Here is a 19139-nt window from a genome sequence, read left to right on the forward strand (position 1 = left end):
TTAGTACCGGCAGGCGCCGCGCAGAACGGCGCCGCCGTCCATCCCCCAAGGAGACTTAGCATGCAAGCATACGCACGCGGCCTGTCCGCGCTGGCCGCGGTCGCGGCCTTGACCGTGGCCAACGCCGCAATGGCGGACATCCGCATCGGCTTTACCGGGGTGCTGTCCGGCCCCCAGGCGGCATTGGGCCAGGATCAGTACGACGGCCTGATGTTGGGCATCGAGCAGCTGGGCGGCAGCCTGGGCGGCCAGAAGGCCGTGGTGATCCGCGACGACGACCAGCTCAAGCCCGACGTGGGCGCGCAGATCGTTCAGAAGTTCATCGAGAAGGACAAGGTGGACGTGATCGTCGGCCTGGGCTTCTCCAATGTGCTCATGGCCGAACTGCGGCGCATCAAGGAGTCGGGCGTGGTGGCCCTGTCCACCAATGCCGGGCCCGCGCCCATCGCCGGCCGCATGTGCCTGCCCAACCTGTTCGTACTCGGCTGGCAGAACGACAGCATGTCCGAAGCCATGGGCAAGTACGTCAAGGACCAGGGCTACAAGCGCGCCTACCTGATGTCGTCCAACTACCAGGCCGGCAAGGACAAGCTGGCGGGCTTCAAGCGCTTCTATGGCGCCGCGCCCGCCGACGAGATCTACACCCAGCTGGGGCAGCTGGATTATTCGGCCGAGATCTCGCGCATGCAGTCGGCCTCGCCCGACGCGCTGTTCGTGTTCTACACCGGCGGGGTGGGCGTGAACTTCGTGCGCCAGCTGCGCCAGGCCGGCCTGATGGAAAAACTGCCGTTCTTCTCGGAAAGCCTGATCGACTCCAACACGCTGACCGCGCTGAAGGAACAGGCGGTGGGCGCGATCTACGGCACGCCTTGGGCCACCACGCTGGACAACCCGCAGAACCGCAAGTTCGTCGAGGCCTTCAAGGCCAAGTACGGCCGCTTGCCGTCGGAATATGCGGTAGGCGGCTATGACGCGGCGTTCCTGCTGGATGCCGCCATCAAGCAGCAGGGCGGCAAGGTCGGCGACAGCAAGGCGCTGGCCGCGGCGGTAAAGGCCGCCGGCGCCAACTTCCCCACGGTGCGCGGCAAGTTCCGCTTCAACAGCAACAACATGCCGGTGCAGGACCTGTATGCCTATCAGGTCGTGAAGGAAGGCGACAGCGTGGGCCTGAAGCAGCTGGCCAAGGTGTTCACCGACCACCAGGACGCCTACGTGGCGGACTGCCCGCTGAAGTAACCGTCCCGGGAGACGCCCCATGAACGGATCCTTGCTGTTGTCGCAGATGCTCAATGGCCTGCAGCTCGGCGCCTTGCTGTTCCTGCTGTCCTCGGGGCTGACCCTGATCTTCGGCATCATGAACTTCATCAACCTGGCGCACGGGTCGCTGTACATGATCGGCGCTTTCCTGGGCGCCACCGCCTACAACGCCAGCGGCTCGTTCGCCTTCGCCATCCTGGCGGCGGTGACGGGCAGCGGCCTGGTGGGCGTGGCGCTGGAACGCCTGATCGCGCGGCCGCTGTACAAGCACGACCACCTGTACCAAGTGCTGGCCACCTTCGGGCTGATGATGTTCTTCAATGAACTGGCTTCCGTCATCTGGGGCAGCCGGCCGTATTACGCCGCCGTGCCGCAGGGGCTGGAAGGTGCCGTCAGCCTGTTCGGCAACGACTATCCGGTGTATCGCCTGATGATCATCGGCGTGGGCGCGCTGGTGGCGGTGGGCGCCTGGTTCCTGATCCAGCGCACGCGCTTCGGCATGCTGATCCGCGCGGGCGCCAGCAACGCGCCCATGGCCAGCGTGCTGGGCGCCAACGTGGACCTGCAGAAGACGCTGCTGTTCCTGCTGGGCGCGGTGCTGGCCGGCGTGGCGGGGGCGTTGGCGGGGCCGATCCTGTCGGTGCAGTCCGGCATGGGCGAGCCGGTGCTGATCCTGGCGCTGGTGGTGATCGTGGTCGGCGGCATCGGCTCGGTGCGCGGCACGCTGGTCGCGGCGCTGCTGATCGCGATGATAGACACGCTGGGCCGGGCCTTCCTGCCCGACCTGCTGCGCGCCGTGTTCGACGCCTCCGTCGCCAACGCGGTCGGGCCGGCCCTGGCTTCCATGCTGATCTACGTGCTGATGGCCGTGGTGCTGGCGTTCCGGCCGCAAGGCCTGGTCTTCTCGGCGCGCCGTTGACGCGCGCTTGTACTGGGGTTGGATCATCATGCAAGAACACACATACCGGCGCTGGGCGCTGCCCTTGCTGTTCCTGGTCCTGGCCGGCGTGCCTTTCGTGGCGCAATGGCTGGGCGAACCGTTCTACGTGACGCTGGGCGCGCGCATCCTGATCTATGCGTTGGCCGCGCTGGCGCTGAACCTGGTGCTGGGCTTTGCCGGATTGGTGAGCTTCGGCCACGCCATGTTCCTGGGCCTGGGCTGCTATGCCGTGGGCATCCTCAGCTATTACGGCTTCGGCAACGGCTGGCTGCAACTGGCCGTCTGCATCGCGGTGTGCGCGCTGGTGGCGCTGATCGTCGGCACGGTCTGCCTGCGCACCTCGGGCATAGGCTTCATCATGATTACGCTGGCGTTTGCGCAGATGTTCTATTTCCTGGCGGTCAGCCTGCGCGAGTATGGCGGCGACGACGGCCTGAACATCTACGAAGCCAGTTCCTTCGGCCTGTTCGACCTGGGCGGCAGCCAGCCGGTGTACTGGGCGGCCTGGGCGGTGCTGCTGGTGTCCAGCCTGGCGATGCTGCGCCTGCGCCGCTCGCCCTTCGGCATGATCCTGCGCGCCACCCATGCCAACCCGCGCCGCGTGGACGCGCTGGGCTATTCGGTATTCGGCGTGCGTCTGACGGCCTACGTGGCCTCTGGCGTCCTGACCGGCGTGGCCGGGCTGCTGCTGGCCAACCTGACCGCCTTCGCCTCGCCCAGCTACATGTCCTGGCCGGTGTCGGGCGAGCTCATCGTCATGGTGGTGATAGGCGGGCTGGGCAATGTGCTGGGTCCGATCTTCGGCGCCGTTGCCTATCTGTTGATGGAAGAAGCCTTCAAGAGCATGACGCAGCATTGGATGCTGCTGATGGGGCCGGCGGTGGTGATCATCGCCATGGTGGCCAAGGGCGGCTATGCCAATTCGCTGGCCTGGCTGCGGCGTCCGCCGCCCGCCGCGCCTGCGGCTCAGCCGCCGGCCGCGGGTGAGCAACAGGACCGCCGCCCGCCGGACGCGATCGCCAAGGAGGCTTCGGCATGAGCACGCAAACCGCTGCCGCGCCCGTTGGACTGTCCACGCAGGACCTGGTGCGCCGCTTCGGCGGCCTGAAGGCGACCGACGGCGTGTCGCTGGACGTGGCCCCTGGCGAACTGCACGCGCTGATCGGCCCCAACGGCGCGGGCAAGACGACTTTGATCAACCTGCTGTCGGGCGAGCTGCGGCCCGATGGCGGCGCCGTGCGCCTGGGCGCCTCCGACGTTTCCCGCGCCTCGGTGCAGGAGCGCGTGGCGCTGGGCATGCTGCGTTCCTATCAGGTGACCTCGGTGTTCGACAGCTACACGGTGCTGGACAACGCCTGCCTGGCGGCCTTGCGCAAGCGCCGCCGGCGCTTGTCGGGCTGGACCGCCTTGCGCGATTGCGCCGACGTGGTCGACGCCGCGACCGAGGCGCTGCGGGCCTGCAAGCTGGAAGACGTGGCCGAGGCGCAGGTGGACAGCCTGGCCTACGGCCAGCGCCGCCAGCTGGAGATTGCCATGGCCTTGGCGGGCGAGCCGTCGGTGCTGCTGCTGGACGAGCCCATGGCCGGGATGAGCGCGGCCGAAAGCGCCGGCGTGATCGCCTTGCTGCAAAGCCTGAAGGGCCGCTACACCATCGTGCTGGTCGAACACGACATGAACGCCGTGTTTGCGCTGGCCGACCGCATCAGCGTGCTGGTCTACGGCAAAGTCATCGCCACCGGCAGCGCGGACCAGATACGCAACCATCCCGACGTGCGCCGCGCCTATCTGGGCGACGACGCCGACGCATAAGGAGCCCCGCCATGTTGAGCATCAGCGGATTGACGGCGGCCTACGGGCATTGCCAGGCCTTGTTCGGCGTAGACCTGGACGTGGGCCAGGGCGAGGTCGTCGGCCTGATCGGCCGCAACGGCATGGGCCGCAGCACCGTCATCAAATGCCTGTTCGGCCTGCTGCCGGCCAGCCAGGGCAGCATCCGCTACGGCGAACGGTCCCTGCGCGGACTGGCGCCGTACCGCATCGGCCGGCTGGGCCTGTCGCTGGTGCCTGAAGGGCGCCAGATCTTCCCGACCCTGACGGTGGAAGAGAACCTGATCGCCACGGCGATACACCGCGGCGGCGGCCGCGGCTGGACGCTGGAACGCGTGTATGAACTGTTTCCGCGCCTGCACGAACGCCGCGCCAACCTGGGCACGCAACTATCCGGCGGCGAGCAGCAGATGCTGGCGCTGGGCCGGGCGCTGATGACCAACCCCAGCCTGCTGGTGCTGGACGAAGCCACCGAAGGGCTGGCGCCGGTGGTGCGCGCCGAAATCTGGCGCGTGCTGGCCCAATTGAAAGCCGAAGGTTTGTCGATGATCGTGGTGGACAAGAACACCACGGCCTTGCTGCGCCTGTCGGACCGCAACGTCATCCTCGACAAGGGCGTGACGGTGTGGCGCGGCAGCTCGGCGGAATTGTCCCAGCGGCCCGACCTGGTGGCCGCCTACGTAGGAGTCTGAGATGAGATTGCAGGACAAGGTGGCGCTGGTCACCGGCGCGGCCGGGGGCATCGGGCTGGCGATCGCGCGGCGCTTCGCGGCCGAGGGCGCATACGTGCTGCTGGCCGACCGCAAGGAGGCCGAACTGATGGCCGCGGCCCGCGCCCTGGGCGACCGCGCCGCCGCGCTGGTGGCCGACGTGACCGACCCGGCCGACGCCCAGAAGCTGGCCGGCGAGTGCGTGCGGCGCTGGGGCGGCCTGGACATCTGCGTCTGCAACGCCGGCGTGATCCGCGCGGCGGACTTCCTGGACCTGAAGCTGGAAGACCTGGATGCGGTCATGAACGTCAACGTACGCGGCACCTTCCTGGTGGCGCAGGCCGCCGCGCGCGCCATGGTGGCGGGCGGACGCGGCAACGGCGCCATCGTGACCCTGTCCTCGATGACGGCGGAACTGGCGATGCCAGACCAGTTGGCCTACGGCGCCAGCAAGGGCGCGGTGCGCCAGATGACCAAGTCGATGGCGCTGTCCCTGGCGCCGCACGGCATCCGCGTCAACGCCATCGGCCCCGGCAGCATCGACACCGAGATCCTGGCCACGATCACCAGCAACCCCGAAGCCCGCAGGACCGTGCTGTCGCGCATTCCGATGCAGCGCCTGGGATCGACCGACGAAGTCGCCAAGGTGGCGGTGTTCCTGGCCAGCGATGACGCCAGCTACGTGACCGGGCAGACGGTGTACGCGGATGGCGGCAGGCTGGCGCTGAACTATACGGTGCCGGTGCAGGAGTAGGGGGCGCGTGCCGACGCCGGATGGGTTTCGACAGCGGGCGGGGCAGGGTGATAAATTTTCGGGCGTCACCTGGAAAACGAACCCTGTCCATGAAAACCGCCGCAATTACCTCCTGCCGGGATAACGCCTGGCTCCAACTGCGCATGGCGCTTTGGCCTGACGCGTCAGCTGCCGAGCATCAGGACGATATGGACGATCAGGTCTGCGCGCCGGACCGGTACGTTCAGTTCCTGGTGCGCGCCGACGACGGGCTCGCGATTGGGTTGGCCGAAGCTTCCATCAGGACGGACTACGTCAATGGAACGGACTCCAGTCCGGTGGCGTTCCTGGAAGGCCTGTACGTCATGCCCGAGGCCAGGCGGCAGGGCGCGGCCAGGGCCTTGATTGCTGCCGTCCGGGCATGGGCCAGCGACAGGGGGTGCAAGGAGCTGGCCTCGGATACCGCGCTGGACAATGTCGTAAGCCAGGCCGCGCATGCGCGTCTGGGATTCAGCGAGACGGAGCGGGTCGTCTATTTCAACATGCCGATCTGAGACGCCAACGCGAGCCTCGCATTGCGAGTAAGGTATGGGCTGGAGGCCCTGATTTTCTGGCACCCAGGCCTGTGCCCTTCAGCGGGAACCCGAACACCATGAAGATACTTCGTCCGGCGCTGCGGACCGTTCTTGCCGCAGCCGCATGCACCTTGATCGCCGCTTGCGCGGACAAACCTCCCCAGCAAACCGAGCTGGACTATCGCAGCCGCTCTCCGTCCACGGGGCAGGGCACGAACAACGCGCCTGGATCCTCGGACCAACGCCTGACCATACAATCCGGCGAAGGCGAGCGCCTGAATCTGCCCTGGTTCGTCCGGGATACGCAGGAATGGATCAATAGCAACTGACACATGACCAAGCCCATGACCATGCGATGGATACTCCTGGCGCTTGCCGCGCTGGCGGTGTCGCCCGCCATCAATGCCCAAACCACTTCCAAGCCTGCCGCCTGGACCCCGCCCGGCCCGACCGCATGCAGCTTCTCCGGCTGGACGACGAACGACAAGCCGGCCATCCAGGTGCGCGCGGCGGCATCCGCTCAGGCAGCGGTGCTGGGCAGCCTGCCGACGACGCGCGGCGACGGCCCCGATCCCGGGATCGACTACTACAGCGTGACCTTCGACGTGACCGAGGCGCGCGACGGCTGGCTCAAGATCAGGAACGCCAGCGACGACAAGACCGGCGACGAACAGAGCAAGCCGCGGCCCGTGTATCGGGGCGAGGGTTGGATCGAAGCCGCGGATGCGCAGGTCGGCATCCAGTCGGCGCGAGGCTACGCCCGGCCGGATGCAGGCAGTGAACGTTTGCTGGACCTGGGCGGCGACTGGCTGACCGAGCGCGCCACGCTGCGCGGCATCGTCGCCTGCCAGGGCGAATGGCTGTTGCTGGACTACGAGCTGCGCAACAGCGACACGTTCGAACCGCTGGCGCCCAAGGACCGCACGCGCGGGCGGGCGTGGTTTCGCGGCATCTGCTCGTCGTCGGAGACGACTTGCGACATGCGGTCGGTGGACAAGTAGGGCGCGGCACGCAGGGCTCAAATCCAATTTATTGACATATCGGGAAATCCCGATATCATGACGGCATGGATCTGCTCGAAATATTCAAAGCCCTCTCCAACCGTACGCGCCTTGAGATCCTCAAAGGATTGAAGGACCCCGCGAAGAACTTCCCGCCGCAGGACGAAGGCGATGTTCACACGGTGGGCGTCTGCGTCAGCAGCATCCAGGAAGGCGTGGGGCTGTCGCAGTCCACGGTGTCTGACTACCTGGCGACGCTGCAACGCGCCGGCCTGGTGGAAGCCAGGCGCATTGGTCAGTGGACCTACTACAAGCGGAACGAAGCAACCATACGCGCTCTTGCCGGGCTCATCGGGAAAGAGCTGTAATTTTTTTGCAGGTAAATATCGGAATTTCCCGATATCCCTATTTTTCGAATCAAGGAAAACCATGAAAGCGATGACACTCCAATCATTCGGCGGCCCGGAGTCGTTCGAACTCCGCGACCTGCCCAAGCCCGTGCCGCAGGCGGGACAAGTCCTGGTCCGGGTACACGCCACCTCGATCAATCCCCTGGATTACCAGGTCCGGCGCGGCGACTATGCCGATCTGGTGCCGCTGCCGGCCATCACCGGGCACGACGTCTCGGGCGTGGTTGAAGCCGTGGGGCCGGGCGTGACGGCTTTCGTTCCTGGCGACGAAGTCTGGTACACCCCGCAAATCTTCGACGGGCCGGGCAGCTATGCCGAGTACCACGTCGCAGCAGAAGGCATCGTCGGCAGGAAGCCGCCCGCGCTCAGCCATCTGGAGGCGGCAAGCCTGAGCCTGGTCGGCGGGACCGCTTGGGAAGCGCTGGTCGTGCGCGCGGGGCTGAGAGTCGGGGAGAGCGTTCTGGTGCACGGCGGCGCGGGCGGCGTCGGCCATGTGGCGATCCAGCTGGCGAAGGCCATCGGAGCTCAGGTGTACACGACCGTGCGCGCAGCCAACGCGGAATTCGCACGCAGCATGGGCGCCGACGGGGTCATCGACTACGAAAAGGAAGACTACGTCGACGCCGTCATGCGCGAGACGGGCGGGCGCGGCTTCGACGTCGTGTTCGACACCATTGGCGGCAATAGCCTGGCGCGCAGCCCCGATGCGCTGGCGCAACTGGGGCGGGTCGTCTCGATCGTGGACATCGCCCAGCCGCAAAACCTGATCCAGGCCTGGGGCAAGAATGCGAGCTACCACTTCGTGTTCACGCGGCAGAACCGCGGCAAGCTCGACGAGCTGAGCGCGTTGGTTGCGCGCGGCCAACTACGGCCGCACGTGGGCGCGGTCTATGCGCTTGCCGAGATCCCGCTCGCCCATGCGCGGCTGGAGAGTCCCAATCACGGGGTGCGCGGCAAGATTGCGATTGCCGTTGCGCCCTAGGCTTGGGGGCGGCTGCTTACCAGTTGATGCGTGCCGTCAGCGTGACGTTGCGTTCATCGCCATAGAAGCAGGTGCCGGGGCAGGCGGCCACATAGGTCTTGTTGGCCAGGTTCTTCACGTTCAGGGCGAACTGCCACTTGTCCCATTGATAGCGCAGCGCGGCATCGTACGTGGTGTACGACGGCACCGCCAGGTCGTAGATCTCCTGGCGTCCCACGTAGCGCACGCCGACGCCCGCGCTCAGGCCCGGCACGGAAGCAAAGCGGTAGTCCATCCAGAGCGAGGCCATGTTGCGCGGGACCGAAGCGGGCCGCGAGCCTTCATTGCCCAGATTGCTCTTGGTGACGCGGGCATCCGTCGTTGCCAGCGCCGCCACCAGGTCCAGTTGGCGATTCAGGCTGGCGCGGGCCTCGATCTCGGCGCCCTTCGAACGCACTTCGCCGGTCTGCACCAGGAAGCCCGCGTGGGCGGGATCTCTGGTCAGCACATTGCGTTGCGTGATTTCGTAGAGCGCCACGGTGATGGACGCGTCCACGCCCTTGGGTTCGTACTTCAGGCCGATCTCGTGCTGCACGCCCGTGGTCGGTTTGAAGGGATTGGCGTTGAAGTCCAGGCCCGGGGTGGGTTGGAAGGACTTGCTGTAGCTGTAGTAGGGGGCCAGGCCGTTGTCGAACAGGTACATCAGGCCGGCGCGCGGCGTGAAGGCATGGGAGCTCTCTTCACCCGTACCCGGCCTTGTGTCGGTGCGGACCGAATCGTAGCGGCCGCCCAGCAGCACGATCCAGCGGTCCTTGAACTTGATCTGGTCCTGCGCGTAGAAGCCCAGTTGGCGCATGCTGTTTTCGGAATAGTTGGCGGGGCCAAGATTCGGCCGGGCGCCATAGACGGGCTTGTACAGATCGATCGGCGCGATGCTGCCGAACTCCTGGGAACGCGTGAATTCGCTCTTGCTCCAGTCGATTCCGAACAGCAGCGTGTGTTCGACGCTGCCGTGGCGCAGCTTGCCCAGCAGCTGGTTGTCCACGGCGAGTCCCTTGTCGGTGTCGTAACGGGTTATGGCATAGCGATTGCCCAGGGCGGGGGTCGACGGATTCACGCGCGCGCTCACGGCGGCATACTGGTTGTCGGCCTTGTGTTCGTAGGCCAGCAGGTTCTGTTTCACCTGCCAGTCGTCGTTCAACCGGTGTTCGAGCAGGTAGCCCAGGGTCGTGCCCTTGACGACATAGCGGTCGAAGCCGGGTTCGCCGACGAAGCGGGAGCGCGATATGGGGCCGTTGGGATTGGATAGCAGCGTGCCTTCCAGCGGTTTGCCTGAATCGTAGGGGCTGTCGGTCCGGCTGTAGCTGGCCAGGAGCGTGATCAAGGTGGCGTCGCTGATCTGCCACTCCAGCGCGCCGGCAAGCGACCTGCGGTCATTGTTGATGTAATCGATCATGGTGTCGCTGTCGCGCGCCAGTCCAGTGAGGCGGTAGCGCACGTTTCCGTCCTCCGTCACCGGGCCGCCCAGGTCCATGGCGATCTGCTTCTTGTTCCAGCTGCCTGTCTGCAATTCGAATTCGCGCAGGGGTTCCGCCGTGGGGCGCTTGCTGACCAGGTTGATGATGCCGCCCGGCGCGGCCTGGCCGTACAGGATCGAGGCCGGCCCCTTGAGCAGTTCGATGCGCTCGAAGTTGTAAGGCTCGATCGCGCCGCTGAGCGAATTGATGGGGAACTTGGTGCCGTTCAGATACAGCGGGGCCGCGCCCGTGATGTTGAAGCCGCGGACCGTGAAGCGTGTGCCTATGTGCCTGAGCGCTCCGCCTTCCAGCGACATGACGCTGGCGGTGTAGCCCAGCGCCTGGTCGAGCGAGTCCGCAGCCTGCGCGACGACCTGGTCGCGCGGAACCACCGATACGGACTGGGGCGTTTCGTGCAGCGGCGTGTCGGTCTTGGTGGCGGTCGCGCTGCGGTGGGCGACGAATCCCTGCACCGGGCCGGAGGCGGACTCATGGATGCCCGTGACCGTGACCGCGGGCAAGGTCTGCGCGGACTCCTGGCCCGTCTGCCCGCCGGGCAGCGGGCGCAGCACGTAGCCGCCATTCGGCTGCAGGCGGGCCGCCAGTCCGGTGCCCGCCAGCAGCCTGGCCAAGCCCTCGGACGCCTGGAAGCTGCCTTGCAGGCCGGAACTGCGCTTGTCCGCGATATCGCTGGCCGAATAGGACAGCATCAATCCGCTTTCGAGCGCATAGCGGGTCAGCGCGCTTTCCAGCGGGCCGGCGGGGATCGCGTAGGTCCTGGCGCTGGCTTGGGCCAGGACGGGGGGCGTGCCGGCGCTCAAGGCGATGCCCGTTGCCGTGAACCAGAAGGCGCGGCTTGCGGCCAGCGCCAGAGTGCTGCGGGTAAGGAGGCGCGCGGCGCGCCGAGACAGGCGGTAGTCCATGAGAGATACGGTTTCCGGTAGAAAAATGTGGCTTCTATTAGGTTTGCCACTTGAGAATCGGAAACCCCTCACGTTTGCCCAAAAAATCAGGCGGATGTCTTGCGCATCGCGGCGCTAGATCGTGCGCAGGCGCACGGTGACCCAATACCGCGTCATCCGGTCGACTTCGATCGGATGAGTCCGGCGCAGCATGTCCAGCACCCGGTCGGTGTCGTCCAGCGGATAGACGCCGGAAACCTTCAGGCGGCCGGCATCGGTATCGCAGGACAGCCGGCCGGGCATGTACCGCGCAAGTTCAGCAATGAAATCGGACAGAGGCATGTCCTGCGCGACCAGCATGCCCACGGACCATGAGGCGTCACGCGGGCTGGAGGGGCGGCTGGGCCCCATCGAGTCTTGGGTGAACGAGGCCTGTTCGCCAGCATGGATAAGCCGCGGCGCGTCCGCATGGAGCGCGGGACGGATTTCCACTGTGCCCTCGAACACCGCGACGTGGCTGCGGCCTGGGAACTGGCGCACGCTGTAGCGGGTGCCCAGGGCGCGCACGCGGCCCTGGGCCGTCTCCACGATGAAGGGGCGTCCAGCAGGGGAGACCGGATCGGGAGCGGTGGCGACGAGTATCTGGCCGCGCAGCAGCCGGACCAGGCGCTGCGCGCCATCGAAGCGCACGTCGATGGCGCTTCCGGTGTCCAGGTCGATGCGGCTGGCGTCGGCCAGCGTGATGCCCTGGCGTTCGCCGGTACGCGTGTGATAGTCGGACTGCCAGTCTTGCCAGCCGCGCCACAGGCTGTCGCGCGCCAGCCAGGCGCCGCCGCCGGCGAACAGGGCCAGGGCCAGCGTCTTGACGGCGCGGCGGCGCGCCCGGCCGCCTCGTTCATCATGCGCCAGCGTGCCGCGCACCAGCGGCGTGTTCAATTCCCGCAGTTGCTGGCCGAACGTCTCGATGTGCCGCCAGGCGCGCTCATGGTCGGGATGCGCCTGGCGCCAGCGTTGGCAGGCTTCGCGCGTGGCGTTGCTGGCATCGGCGGCTTGCAGTGCGACCAGCCATTCCACGGCGCGCAGGCTGACACTCGCGGGCAGCGGCGGGCCGTCCAGCAGGGGAAATGCGGTCGGGCTCGGGTCCGTGGAGGCGATGGGCATGGCGGTGTGGGTCGCGGCCGCGGGAGGGCGGCGATCAGGCGCCGAAAAAACAAAGGTGCGCCGCTTTTGCGATATGGCGCTGCACGGTAGCGAGCGAGACGTTCAGCGTTGCGGCGATGTCCGCCTGCTTCATGCCTTCAAGCTGCGAGAGCAGGAATGCCTGGCGCACCGGCGCGGCCAGCGTATCCAGGCGGCGGTCCAGTTCGATCAGCGTCTCGAGCAGGATGGCGCGCGTCTCGGGGCCAGGCGCTTCCCGCTCCGGCAGGTTGGCCAGGCTGGCCAGATAGGCCTCTTCGATCCTGCGGCGCCGCATGAAATTGGACACCACGCCCTGCGCCACCGTGGTCAGCAGCGCGCGCGGTTCGCGCACCGCGACGGTCTCGCCCCGGACCAGCAGACGCATGAACGTATCGTGTGCGAGATCGGCCGCGTCAGAGGAATTGCCCAGCCGCCGCCGCAGCCAGCCCTTCAGCCAGCCATGGTGATTCGCGTACAGCACATCGATGCCCTGGGGCGGCACTGCAAACTCGGTCGCGGACATGCGGCCCTCCGGCTCGTCGCGGGCCAGGAGGAAACCGGTGCCCGGAAATAATGAGAATCATCCGCATTCTAAGATGAGTCGCGACGCGCCGACAAGAGGCCGGAGAGCAAGGAGCCGGTGGCGGTTCTTCTCGATCCGGCCTGGCAAGGCTCCTGATTGATTGAAGCGTAGAAGAGGGCAGCGGAGGCAAACCTTCAAGCCGCGCCGTGCGCGGCGATGTTCCGATACTGTCCTTTGAAATACAGCAACGGCTGCGTGGAAGCAGCTTCTTGCAGATTCAACGCTTTCACTTCGCCAATCACGATCAGGTGATCGCCCGCGGCGTGTTCGGCATAGATCTCGCAATCAAGCCAGTGCAGGCTGCCGGCGATGATGGGATTGCCGAGCGGCGATTCCTGCCACGCGACTTCGTGCCACTTGTCCGTGCCGCGCTGGGCGAATTGGTTGGAAATCCTGACTTGCTCGTCTGACAGGATATTGACTACGAACCGGCCTGCCCGGCGAATCTTGGGGTAGCTGGCCGAACTGGTCATCACATTGAACGACACCAGCGGCGGATTCATCGAAACGCTATGGAACGACTGGCAGGTGAAGCCTATCGGCTCGCCTTCGATGTGCGACGTTATTACCGTGATGCCGGACGCGTAGTGCCCGAGAGCTTCGCGAAAGCGCCTGGGCTCGATCGCAGTACTGGAAAGTGACATAGTGGGGGTTGAATACTGGGTGCAGCTCGATTTGGTCGCCGCGAGCCGCTCGCGACGACCATTTCCGCCTGGGAATCAGTTCGAGAGTTCCCTGCGGACGATTTCAGCGCCGGCGCTCAAGGCGCTCAGCTTGCCTCGTGCGACTGCGCGGGACAGAGGAGCCATGCCGCAGTTGGTGCAAGGATAGAGCTTGTCGGCATCGACAAATTGCAGCGCCTTGCGCAGGGTGTCGGCGACTTCCTCGGGAGTTTCAATGGTATTGGTCGCCACATCGATGGCGCCGACCATCACCTTCTTGCCCCGAATCAGCTCGATCAGATCCATGGGAACGCGAGAGTTCTGGCATTCCAGCGAGACGATGTCGATACTGGATTTTTGCAGCTTGGGAAAAGCCTCTTCGTATTGCCGCCACTCCGATCCCAGCGTTTTCTTCCAATCCGTATTGGCCTTGATGCCATAGCCATAGCAGATGTGGACGGCGGTTTCGCACTTGAGCCCTTCAATGGCTTTTTCCAGCGTGGCCACGCCCCAATCATTCACTTCGTCAAAGAACACGTTGAAGGCGGGCTCGTCAAACTGGATGATGTCGACGCCAGCAGCCTCCAGTTCCCGGGCTTCCTGATTGAGAATCTTGGCGAATTCCCACGCCAGCTTTTCGCGGCTTTGATAGTGGCCGTCGTAAAGCGTATCGATCATCGTCATGGGACCCGGCAAGGCCCATTTGATCGGTTGCTTGGTCTGCTGGCGCAAGAACTTGGCGTCTTCGACGAACACCGGCTTGCGGCGCGCCACGGCGCCCACGACCGTCGGCACGCTGGCATCGTAGCGGTCGCGGATCCTGACCGTCTTGCGGTTCTCGAAATCAACGCCTTCCAGGTGCTCGATAAACGTCGTCACGAAATGCTGACGCGTTTGTTCGCCATCGCTGACGATATCGATGCCGGCGTGCTGCTGTTCCTGCAGAGACAAACGCAGCGCATCCTGCTTGCCCTCGGCCAAGCCCTCGTCCTGCAATTTCCAGGGAGACCAGAGTTTTTCAGGTTCTGCGAGCCAGGAGGGTTTAGGCAGGCTGCCGGCAGTGGAAGTAGGTAGCAATTTTTTCACAATAGATGCCTTGGTGCTTTTGATGATCAAAGAGGGGTGTTTGCGGACCACTGCTCAAGAATCGCCTGGTATGGTTTGATGAAATGCTCTTCGACAAACCGTCCCTGCTCTATAGCCAGCTGGCTACGCTCCTCTCGGTCATAGACAATCCGGGTCAACGAATAATCCTGGTGCTTCAAACTGGGCTGATAGGATTTTCCGGCCGCGGAATTCGCGTTGTAGATCTCTGGCCGGTAAATCTTCTGGAAAGTGTCCATCGTGCTGATGGTGCTGATGAGCTCAAGATTGGTGTAGTCGCTCAGCAAATCGCCGGAAAAATAAAAAGCCAAGGGCGCGGCGCTGTTCGGCGGCATGAAGTAACGAACCTTCATCCCCATCTTCTTGAAATATTCATCCGTCAGCGAGTATTCATCCTGCTGGTATTCCACGCCCAATACAGGATGCTGATTTTCAGTCCGATGATAGGTCTTGCTGCTGGATACGCTCAGGCATATGACGGGCGGCTTGCTGAAGTGCTCTTTGTAAGTGCTTGAATTTACAAAGCACTTGAACAGCTTGCCGTGGAGGTCTCCAAAATTGTCCGGAGTGCTGAACGTGGCTTGATTCTTGGTGTGTTCCAGCAGCAGCACGCTGAAGTCGTAATCCCGCACATACGAGGAGAAGTTATTTCCTACGATGCCTTCAATGCGCTCGTTGGTCTTGCTGTCGACGATGCTGGTCTTCAGTATTTCGATCAAGGGGAGGGCATTGCCGCTGCTTGCGCCGTCTATGCTCATCTCGACGGAAATGATCTCAAGGTTGACGGCATAGCGGTCGCCCTTGGGATTGTCCCAATGCGCCAAGGCATTGAAGCGATTGTCAATCATCCGGAGGGTGTTGCGCAGGTTCTCCTGGCGACTCGTGCCCCTGGCCAGATTGGCGAAGTTGGTCGTGATCCGCGTATTGTCTGAAGGACGATAGTCCTCATCGAAACAAATGCTCTTGATGGCAAATGCAAACTCGTTACTCATGGTGCTCTGCTGCCCTGAATCCTGGATAAAACCCGCGTCTATTTCCTGCTTTTTCAGCGCTGCTTTTTTTATTCAGCAGTCTTGACATTGACGATATAGGAGGCGTAGTTTATGTCGGGCTATCCATGAATAAAAGTGAATTGATCTCATGAAGCCATTAGCTTCATTCATGGATGGATTTGCGGTCGATCGGTCTCGGATCCGACCGCCTGGCGAGCAGACGCTACCGTGAAGAATCAAGCCGCGGCGGGCCTTTTGGCTTGTTCAATGAATGCGCGCAGGTAGTCGATTCCCACGTCCGCCTGGCGAGCGCCCAGATAAATGTGCTTGGCAATGCCTTTCTTGCCCAGCCGGACTGGCACCACATTCATCGTGTCCGCGTACTCCAGCACCAGCCAGCGTGGCAACGCCGCCACCCCGCGGCCGCTGGCGACCATCTGCAGCATGATGTCCGTGGTCTCGATGGCCTTGTGCCGCCTGGGCGTGATGCCGGCCGGCGTCAGGAACATGTTGTAGATGTCGAGCCTGTCGACCGGCACCGGATAGGCCACCAGCACTTCGTTGGAGAGTTGTTTGGGGGTGACGTACTCCTCCCGGGCGAGAGGATGGTTGCCAGCGACGACCAGCACCTGTTCGTAGTCGAATACAGGCTCGAACACGAGTCCGGGCTTGTTCAGCGGATCGGGTGTGACCAGCAGGTCGATTTCGTAGCCGAACAGCGCCCCGATGCCCCCGAACTGGAATTTCTGCTTCACATCCACGTCCACATCCGGCCAGGCCGCCAGATACGGGGAGACGATCTTCAGCAGCCACTGGTAGCAGGGATGGCATTCCATGCCGATGCGCAGCGACCCGCGCTCTCCCTGGGCGAACTGGCGCAGACGCTCTTCGGCCAGAGCCAGTTGCGGCAACACCCGGTTGGCCACCGCCAACAGGTATTGACCGGCTTGGGTGAGTCGCAGGCTGCGGCCTTCACGCAGCCAGATGTCGGTCCCCAGTTGCTGCTCCAGCTTCTTCATGCTGTGGCTCAGGGCCGACTGCGTCACGTGCAGGACGCCTGCGGCGGCAGTCAGCGAACCCTGCTTTTCGACCTCCTGCACGATGGATAGATGGATACGATCAAGCATGATGAAAATTCATGGTTTATTGAGATAAAACCATTCTACTTAATCGTTTCGCCCTATCAGAAGGTCCCGCGTACCGTCAGCGTCGCGTTGCGCGGTTCACCATAGAAGCTGCCCCATCCCGGGGCGCCTATCGTCTGGTAGTAGGTCTTGTCGAACAGGTTGTTCACGTTCAATGCCGCCGACCAGTTCTTGTTGATCTTGTAGCCGATGCGCGCATTCCAGACGGCGTAAGGCGCCTGCGAGACCCGCACCGAGCGGGTTTCCGTGTAGCTGCCGGTCTGGTAGTTCACGCCGCCGCCCAAGGTCCACGCCGACCATTCGCCGGGCAGGCGGTAGTCGGACCACAGGCGCAGGATGTGCTTGGGCGTTACCGTGCGTCCGAAGTTGGTGCTGGATACTTCGGTGTCGTCCAGGAACTTCAGGGTGTTGAAGGTGTAGCCGGCAAACAGCTGCCAGCCGGGGGCCACCTCGCCGCTGATTTCGGCGTCCACGCCCTGGCTGCGCACCTTGCCGCTGGACAGATAGCAGATGTCGCCCACGGAGCATGCGCTGACCAGGTCTTGCTGGGCGCGGTTCTTCTGGTCGACGCGGAAGAGGGCGACCGAGGCGTTGACCCGGCCGTCGAGCAGCTCGCCCTTGATGCCCGCTTCATAGTTCTTGCCCAGGATGGGGTCCAGTATCTGGCCCGATGCGTCCACGGCGTTCTGCGGTTCGAAGATCTCCGCAAAGCTGACGTAGCCGGACCACTGGGGATTGAAGGCGTAGATCAGGCCGCCGTAGGGCGTGACGACGCCATTTTCCTTGTAGGGGTCGGTGTACTGCTTGCCATCGTCCCGGTACTTGCCGGTGTTCTCGTACCAGCTGACGCGGGCGCCCGCCACCAGCGTCAACGGATCGGCCAACTTGAAGCGGCCGACGCCGTAGACGCCGGTCTGCTTCATCGTGATGACGGTCGCGGCGCCGCGGTAGGCGTTCTCGCGCAGCCAGTCATCGGTGGGTTCGGGCACGTGGTGATCCGGATCCCAGACGTTCACGGCGCGGTTCAGGCGCGCAGTCGCGAAATCGTTCTTGCTGGTCAGTTCGTTGATGCTGGCGCCCACGCTGATCGAGTGCTTGCGGCCCAGCGCCTCAAACGCGCCGTCCACGTCCAGGTTGAGCGCCTTGTTGTGCGTGGAAAAATCGAAGATGCCGGCGTACATCGTCGGCCCGAGCCCGGTGGCCGGATTGACCGCGCCTTCGGTGAAGGCGTATTTGGAATCGTTGGACTCCTGGGTGGAAGTCCCGGTAAGTTTCAGCGACCAGTCCTGGTTGAAGCGGTGCGCGAGTTCGGCGAACACCGTGGTCTGCTTGCCGTTCCAGCGGTTCCAGTCTTGCGAGAGCGAGGTCGAACGCTTCAGCCCGATGTCGTCGCCGTTGGTGTAGTGGGGCAGGCCGTGGAAGAACGGCGTGGATCGCAGTTCTTCGTAGCTGATGCCGCCGGTCAAGGTGGTGGCGGGTCCCAGGTCGTAGCTCAGTACGCCGTACAGCACGCCGGTGCGGCTGTCGGCGTTGTCGTAGAAGTATTCCCGGTCGTTGTAGCTGGCCACGGCGCGGCCGCGCAGGGAGCCTGACGCGTTCAAGGGGCCGGTCGCATCGATGTCGGCGCGATAGTTGTTCCAGGAGCCGCCGCTGGCCAACAGCTGTACCTGGTTTTCGGCCAGTGGGCGCTTGCGCACCAGGTTGACCGCGGCGCTGGGCGAACCGGCGCCCTGCAGCAGGCCGGTGGCGCCTCGGATGATTTCCACGCGGTCCAGGATCACGGTGCTGCTGGTGAAGCTGTTGGCCTGGGGGTAATAGAACGCGCGGTTGACGCCGTCGAACTGATAGCTGTCGACCCGGAAGCCGCGCGAGAACACATAGTTTCCGCCCATCGGGCTCTTGTAGAGCGTCATGCCGGTGCTGTTGGCCAGCACGTCGTCCAGCGTGTTGGCGTTCTGGTCGTCCATGCGCTGGCGCGTCACCACGGTGACCGACTGCGGGATCTCTTTCAGGGTCTGCTCGCCCTTGCCTATGGTCACGATCCCGCTGGTATAGCTGCCCGTGCCTTCCGTGACGGCCGGGTCGGCCATGCCCGTCACCGTGACTGGCGCGAGAGTGGTCGCGTCTCCTTGCGGAATGCGGCGCAGGTGATAACCCTCTCCGTTGGCGTTGGCCACGGCTTGCAGGCCCGTGCCTGCAAGCAGGCGCGTGAGGCCCTGTTCCGCGGTGTAGCGGCCCGTAAGCCCTTGCGTCATCACCCCGCGGGTCAGCGTCGGCGACGCGGCCACGGTGATGTTGGCGGCGACTCCGAACTGGCCCAGCGCTTCATCCAGCGTCGTAGGGGCGATGGCGAAAGCGACCCCTTGCGCGGTCGCGGGCTGAGCCCAGGACGCGGCGGGCGCGGCGAATGGAGCCATTGCGGCCAGAGCCAGATGGACGGCAAGGCGCAAGCGCGCCGGACCTGCCCCGGGCGTCTGGGGCGCGGCAAGAGTAGAGGGTGTATGGCGTGCGGCCATGAGGGCTTCCTGGTTCGTCGATGGGTAGGGCCAGACCGCGGGCGCCTCGGGTCTGTCTCTATGTCTAACGAACCACATCCGAAAATCTTCGCTGGCGTTACAAATTTCCCGGGAGAGCGCCCGGG

Annotated in this window: 19 protein-coding genes; 11 read left to right on the forward strand and 8 right to left on the reverse strand. The window is 64.4% G+C overall.

Annotation, left to right across the window (positions count from 1 at the left end; translation table 11 throughout):
* Window positions 1–60 precede the first annotated feature (60 nt).
* The 11 genes from ACM1PE_RS08450 (at window position 61) to ACM1PE_RS08500 (ending at window position 8435) form a co-directional block, all read left to right on the forward strand.
* The gene (locus tag ACM1PE_RS08450) at window positions 61–1236 is read left to right on the forward strand and encodes an ABC transporter substrate-binding protein (protein ID WP_059374176.1); all 1176 of its coding nucleotides are present in this window, start codon (window positions 61–63) and stop codon (window positions 1234–1236) included.
* 19 nt (window positions 1237–1255) lie between these two features.
* On the forward strand, window positions 1256–2176 hold the full coding sequence (locus tag ACM1PE_RS08455; RefSeq protein WP_059374177.1) for a branched-chain amino acid ABC transporter permease: 921 nt from the start codon (window positions 1256–1258) through the stop codon (window positions 2174–2176).
* 28 nt (window positions 2177–2204) lie between these two features.
* Window positions 2205–3236, forward strand: coding sequence for a branched-chain amino acid ABC transporter permease (locus tag ACM1PE_RS08460; protein WP_059374463.1), 1032 nt, complete (start codon window positions 2205–2207; stop codon window positions 3234–3236).
* Window positions 3233–4006 (forward strand): ABC transporter ATP-binding protein, encoded by a 774-nt coding sequence (locus tag ACM1PE_RS08465; RefSeq protein ID WP_059374178.1) that lies wholly within the window; start codon window positions 3233–3235, stop codon window positions 4004–4006. The genes ACM1PE_RS08460 and ACM1PE_RS08465 overlap by 4 nt, the downstream gene beginning before the upstream one ends.
* 11 nt (window positions 4007–4017) lie before the next feature.
* Window positions 4018–4716 (forward strand): ABC transporter ATP-binding protein, encoded by a 699-nt coding sequence (locus tag ACM1PE_RS08470; RefSeq protein WP_118932987.1) that lies wholly within the window; start codon window positions 4018–4020, stop codon window positions 4714–4716.
* Between the two features lies 1 nt (window position 4717).
* Window positions 4718–5488 (forward strand): SDR family oxidoreductase, encoded by a 771-nt coding sequence (locus ACM1PE_RS08475; RefSeq protein ID WP_059374180.1) that lies wholly within the window; start codon window positions 4718–4720, stop codon window positions 5486–5488.
* Window positions 5489–5577: 89 nt separating this feature from the next.
* Entirely contained in the window at window positions 5578–6021 is a 444-nt protein-coding gene (gene aac(6'), locus ACM1PE_RS08480; RefSeq protein WP_419342971.1) for an aminoglycoside 6'-N-acetyltransferase, read from the forward strand.
* 98 nt (window positions 6022–6119) lie between these two features.
* On the forward strand, window positions 6120–6371 hold the full coding sequence (locus tag ACM1PE_RS08485) for a hypothetical protein (protein WP_059374182.1): 252 nt from the start codon (window positions 6120–6122) through the stop codon (window positions 6369–6371).
* Between the two features lie 3 nt (window positions 6372–6374).
* Window positions 6375–7043 (forward strand): hypothetical protein, encoded by a 669-nt coding sequence (locus tag ACM1PE_RS08490; RefSeq protein ID WP_306632950.1) that lies wholly within the window; start codon window positions 6375–6377, stop codon window positions 7041–7043.
* A 65-nt stretch (window positions 7044–7108) separates the two neighbouring features.
* Entirely contained in the window at window positions 7109–7411 is a 303-nt protein-coding gene (locus tag ACM1PE_RS08495) for an ArsR/SmtB family transcription factor (protein WP_054456511.1), read from the forward strand.
* Between the two features lie 61 nt (window positions 7412–7472).
* On the forward strand, window positions 7473–8435 hold the full coding sequence (locus ACM1PE_RS08500; RefSeq protein ID WP_419342972.1) for a zinc-dependent alcohol dehydrogenase family protein: 963 nt from the start codon (window positions 7473–7475) through the stop codon (window positions 8433–8435).
* Window positions 8436–8451: 16 nt separating this feature from the next.
* Here the strand turns inward: ACM1PE_RS08500 and ACM1PE_RS08505 are convergent, their stop codons facing one another.
* From ACM1PE_RS08505 to ACM1PE_RS08540, 8 genes are all read right to left on the reverse strand, one after another.
* The gene (locus ACM1PE_RS08505) at window positions 8452–10854 is read right to left on the reverse strand and encodes a TonB-dependent siderophore receptor (protein WP_419342973.1); all 2403 of its coding nucleotides are present in this window, start codon (window positions 10852–10854) and stop codon (window positions 8452–8454) included.
* A gap of 114 nt (window positions 10855–10968) precedes the next feature.
* Window positions 10969–11994: a FecR family protein gene (locus tag ACM1PE_RS08510; RefSeq protein WP_059374185.1), complete on the reverse strand. Its 1026-nt coding sequence runs from the start codon at window positions 11992–11994 to the stop codon at window positions 10969–10971.
* 34 nt (window positions 11995–12028) lie between these two features.
* A complete protein-coding gene (locus tag ACM1PE_RS08515) occupies window positions 12029–12535 on the reverse strand; it encodes a sigma-70 family RNA polymerase sigma factor (RefSeq protein ID WP_059374186.1) in 507 nt (168 codons plus the stop codon).
* Window positions 12536–12729: 194 nt separating this feature from the next.
* Window positions 12730–13239, reverse strand: coding sequence for a flavin reductase family protein (locus ACM1PE_RS08520; RefSeq protein ID WP_419342974.1), 510 nt, complete (start codon window positions 13237–13239; stop codon window positions 12730–12732).
* Between the two features lie 75 nt (window positions 13240–13314).
* The gene (locus tag ACM1PE_RS08525; RefSeq protein ID WP_118933039.1) at window positions 13315–14343 is read right to left on the reverse strand and encodes a methionine synthase; all 1029 of its coding nucleotides are present in this window, start codon (window positions 14341–14343) and stop codon (window positions 13315–13317) included.
* Between the two features lie 26 nt (window positions 14344–14369).
* Complete coding sequence (locus ACM1PE_RS08530) at window positions 14370–15353, reverse strand: DUF1852 domain-containing protein (RefSeq protein WP_419342976.1); 984 nt, start codon at window positions 15351–15353, stop codon at window positions 14370–14372.
* A gap of 236 nt (window positions 15354–15589) precedes the next feature.
* Window positions 15590–16480 carry a LysR substrate-binding domain-containing protein gene (locus ACM1PE_RS08535; RefSeq protein WP_419342977.1) on the reverse strand — a complete coding sequence of 297 codons (891 nt, stop codon included), beginning with the start codon at window positions 16478–16480 and terminating at the stop codon, window positions 15590–15592.
* A gap of 56 nt (window positions 16481–16536) precedes the next feature.
* The gene (locus ACM1PE_RS08540; protein WP_419342978.1) at window positions 16537–19014 is read right to left on the reverse strand and encodes a TonB-dependent siderophore receptor; all 2478 of its coding nucleotides are present in this window, start codon (window positions 19012–19014) and stop codon (window positions 16537–16539) included.
* Window positions 19015–19139 lie beyond the last annotated feature (125 nt).

Source organism: Achromobacter sp. PD1 (assembly GCF_048541815.1).
GTDB classification, from domain to species: Bacteria; Pseudomonadota; Gammaproteobacteria; order Burkholderiales; family Burkholderiaceae_B; genus Achromobacter; species Achromobacter bronchisepticus_A.

What these genes read in the sequence shown, in the direction of transcription:
- ACM1PE_RS08455 (WP_059374177.1), top strand. Translation starts at nt 1,256, where the DNA reads ATGAACGGATCCTTGCTGTTGTCGCAGATGCTCAATGGCCTGCAGCTC.
- ACM1PE_RS08535 (WP_419342977.1), bottom strand. Translation starts at nt 16,480, where the DNA reads ATGCTTGATCGTATCCATCTATCCATCGTGCAGGAGGTCGAAAAGCAG.
- ACM1PE_RS08450 (WP_059374176.1), top strand. Translation starts at nt 61, where the DNA reads ATGCAAGCATACGCACGCGGCCTGTCCGCGCTGGCCGCGGTCGCGGCC.
- ACM1PE_RS08490 (WP_306632950.1), top strand. Translation starts at nt 6,375, where the DNA reads ATGACCAAGCCCATGACCATGCGATGGATACTCCTGGCGCTTGCCGCG.
- ACM1PE_RS08510 (WP_059374185.1), bottom strand. Translation starts at nt 11,994, where the DNA reads ATGCCCATCGCCTCCACGGACCCGAGCCCGACCGCATTTCCCCTGCTG.
- ACM1PE_RS08485 (WP_059374182.1), top strand. Translation starts at nt 6,120, where the DNA reads ATGAAGATACTTCGTCCGGCGCTGCGGACCGTTCTTGCCGCAGCCGCA.
- ACM1PE_RS08530 (WP_419342976.1), bottom strand. Translation starts at nt 15,353, where the DNA reads ATGAGTAACGAGTTTGCATTTGCCATCAAGAGCATTTGTTTCGATGAG.
- ACM1PE_RS08460 (WP_059374463.1), top strand. Translation starts at nt 2,205, where the DNA reads ATGCAAGAACACACATACCGGCGCTGGGCGCTGCCCTTGCTGTTCCTG.
- ACM1PE_RS08540 (WP_419342978.1), bottom strand. Translation starts at nt 19,014, where the DNA reads ATGGCCGCACGCCATACACCCTCTACTCTTGCCGCGCCCCAGACGCCC.
- ACM1PE_RS08465 (WP_059374178.1), top strand. Translation starts at nt 3,233, where the DNA reads ATGAGCACGCAAACCGCTGCCGCGCCCGTTGGACTGTCCACGCAGGAC.
- ACM1PE_RS08520 (WP_419342974.1), bottom strand. Translation starts at nt 13,239, where the DNA reads ATGTCACTTTCCAGTACTGCGATCGAGCCCAGGCGCTTTCGCGAAGCT.
- ACM1PE_RS08470 (WP_118932987.1), top strand. Translation starts at nt 4,018, where the DNA reads ATGTTGAGCATCAGCGGATTGACGGCGGCCTACGGGCATTGCCAGGCC.
- ACM1PE_RS08475 (WP_059374180.1), top strand. Translation starts at nt 4,718, where the DNA reads ATGAGATTGCAGGACAAGGTGGCGCTGGTCACCGGCGCGGCCGGGGGC.
- ACM1PE_RS08505 (WP_419342973.1), bottom strand. Translation starts at nt 10,854, where the DNA reads ATGGACTACCGCCTGTCTCGGCGCGCCGCGCGCCTCCTTACCCGCAGC.
- ACM1PE_RS08495 (WP_054456511.1), top strand. Translation starts at nt 7,109, where the DNA reads ATGGATCTGCTCGAAATATTCAAAGCCCTCTCCAACCGTACGCGCCTT.
- ACM1PE_RS08500 (WP_419342972.1), top strand. Translation starts at nt 7,473, where the DNA reads ATGAAAGCGATGACACTCCAATCATTCGGCGGCCCGGAGTCGTTCGAA.
- ACM1PE_RS08515 (WP_059374186.1), bottom strand. Translation starts at nt 12,535, where the DNA reads ATGTCCGCGACCGAGTTTGCAGTGCCGCCCCAGGGCATCGATGTGCTG.